Source organism: Xanthobacter sp. BG11Y11_SDJG, from assembly GCF_057364445.1.
The window spans coordinates 1-2,514 of the sequence record NZ_JBNFNU010000512.1 but is presented as its reverse complement, the minus strand read 5'-3'; the positions used below and the strand labels follow the sequence as shown (position 1 = coordinate 2,514).

Annotated in this window: 2 protein-coding genes; one reads left to right on the top strand and one right to left on the bottom strand. The window is 71.9% G+C overall.

The features are described from left to right. Positions 1-1,595: sensor domain-containing diguanylate cyclase (locus tag AC2W7M_RS23680; RefSeq protein WP_486135400.1), on the bottom strand; the 1,595-nt coding region annotated here is incomplete at its 3' end. Positions 1,596-1,708: 113 nt separating this feature from the next. Between AC2W7M_RS23680 and AC2W7M_RS23675 the strand changes: the two genes are divergently transcribed. After that, entirely contained in the window at positions 1,709-2,419 is a 711-nt protein-coding gene (locus AC2W7M_RS23675; RefSeq protein WP_486135399.1) for a YggS family pyridoxal phosphate-dependent enzyme, read from the top strand. Positions 2,420-2,514 lie beyond the last annotated feature (95 nt).

Genomic DNA, 2,514 nt, shown 5'->3' with positions numbered 1-2,514 from the left:
CGCTTGGCCTCGTAGAGCGCGGCGTCGGCGGCTGGCCACCAGGCGCGCTCCGGCCCGCTGCCGTTGGCAGCACGCTGGCGACGCCCAGGCCTGATGGTGAGCCGCCGGGCGGCCGCCTGCCGGTTCTCGATGCCGAGCGCCTCGACCATGGCCCGCACCTCCTCGGCGAAGGCGATGCCCTGCTCCACCGGCGCACCCGGAAGGAGGACCACGAACTCCTCCCCGCCGTAGCGGGCGACGAAATAGCCCGACCCGGTCGCCGCGGCCGTGAACGCACGGGCCACCGCGCGCAGCGCATCGTCTCCCGCAAGGTGCCCGTAGGTGTCGTTGAACGCCTTGAAGCAGTCCACGTCCCCCATCACCAGGGTGAGCGGGCTGAGGGCGTCCCGCCCCGCCACCCATTCCTGGGAGAACTGGACGTCGAAGGTGCGGCGGTTGGCAAGGTCGGTGAGGCCGTCGGTGCGCGCCAAATCGGTGAGCCGGTCGTTGAGGCTGCGCAGCTCGCGATTGCGCTCGGACAGGCGCCGCGCCATCTGGTCGACCGCCTCCACCAGCGGCTCGAACTCCGCCACGCCCACGTCGTCGACGGCCTCCGCCTCCTCCTGGCCCACCGCCGTGACGGCCCGGGTGAGCCGCTCCACCGGAGCGATGATCAGCCGCTCGGCGGCGAACCAGGCGAGTGCCAGGAAGCAGGCCAGGGCCACCAGGTGGGCGATGGCGGTGGCGAGGATCTTCTGGTCGATGGGCGCGACGATGCGGTCGGCGTCGACGCCCACGGCCACGTGCACGTTGGTGCCCTCGAAGCGCATGAAGGCGAAGATGCGCTCGCGTCCGTCATAGCCGGTGACGCGCGCCACACCCTCCTCCGCATCGGTCACCGCGCGCGTCAGCGGGTGGACCGGAAAGCGCCGTCCGACGATGTCGGCGCCGAGCGGGTAGCGGGCGATCACCGCGCCGTCATTGCCGACCACGTCCACCACCGTGCCCGACCCGATGGCGGTGCGGGCGGCGATGCGGGAGAACCATTGCAGGTCGATGCTCACAATCCCGAGCGCCGCCGGTTCGCCCGAAGCGGTGCGCTCGGCGCGGGCAAGATACAGCGCGTTGCGTCCGGTCAGGCGGGACTGGGTGAGATCGCTCATCACCATGTCCGCGGTGCCGAGCGCCGCCTCCACCCAGCTGCGGCCGCCGATGGTCATGCCGACGGCGGCGGGCGTGCTGGCGCAGACCACCTGCCCGCTCGGCAAGGCGATGGAGAGGCTCTCAATGCCGATGATCTCCTGGGCGAACACGGCCAGCTGCTGATTGCAGGCGGCGGGATTTTCCATGAGCCGCGTGCTCTGACGCGAGATCACGTCGAGCACCGCCTTGGCCGAGGCGAGACCTTCCTGCTGCGCCAGCGCGGCGCGGTGGGCGAGGTCGCGGACCTTATCCTCGGCGGCCACGATCTGATTCTGCCGGTCGGCGAGCAGCGACAGGATCCGCTCGGCCGACAGCGGCACCGCGGCGACGCAGATAAGCGCGAGGATGCGCAGGCGAATGCTGGTGCGCCGCCCGTCCGTGCCCGACGCGATCCCCTGCCTGCCCCCGCCCATCGACCGGAAAGTCCCCCCTGCCGGCTTCATGATGCGCCGTGTGATTCCTTCTAACCGCTTCTTGATCCATTGGGGAGATCGGTCCATCACCCTGCGAGCAGCGGAGGATGCAGATGACGGACCCCGGTAGCGAAACCGCCGCGCAATCCCCGGCGACGGGCGCGGCGCGGCTCGCGGCGGTGCGGCTTGAGATCGCCGACGCCTGCCGCCTCGCCGGGCGCGATCCGGCCGATGTTTGTCTGGTGGCGGTGTCGAAGACCTTCCCGGCCGGCGACATCGCCCCGGTGATCGCCGCCGGTCAGCGCGTGTTCGGCGAGAACCGGGTGCAGGAGGCGCAGGCGAAATGGCCGCCGCTGCGCGCCGCCTGGCCGGACGCGAAGGTGCACCTCATCGGCCCGCTGCAATCCAACAAGGCGCGCGACGCGGTGGCACTGTTCGACGCCATCCACACCGTGGACCGGCCCAAGATCGCCGCCGCGCTGGCGGCCGAGATGGACCGGCTTGGCCGGCGCCCCGAACTGTTCGTGCAGGTGAACACCGGCGCCGAGCCGCAGAAGGCGGGCGTGCTGCCGGAGGCGGCGGACGCCTTCATCGCGCAGTGCCGCGACGAATTCGGACTAACGATCTCCGGCCTCATGTGCATTCCGCCCGCCGACGCGGTGGCGGCGCCGCATTTCGCGCTGCTGGCCGAGATCGCGGCGCGCAACGGCGTGGCCGGGCTCTCCATGGGCATGAGCGCCGATTTCGCGGACGCCATCCTGCAGGGCGCCACCCATGTGCGCGTCGGCAGCGCCCTCTTCGGCCACCGCCCCTCCCCCGAGTGACCTGGCGCGAGCGGCCCTAGGATCGACCCGGCAGGCGCGCCCGGATCGCCCGCGCGGTTGTGCGGGCGCCCAGGCGGGCCGGGATGGGCGTGACG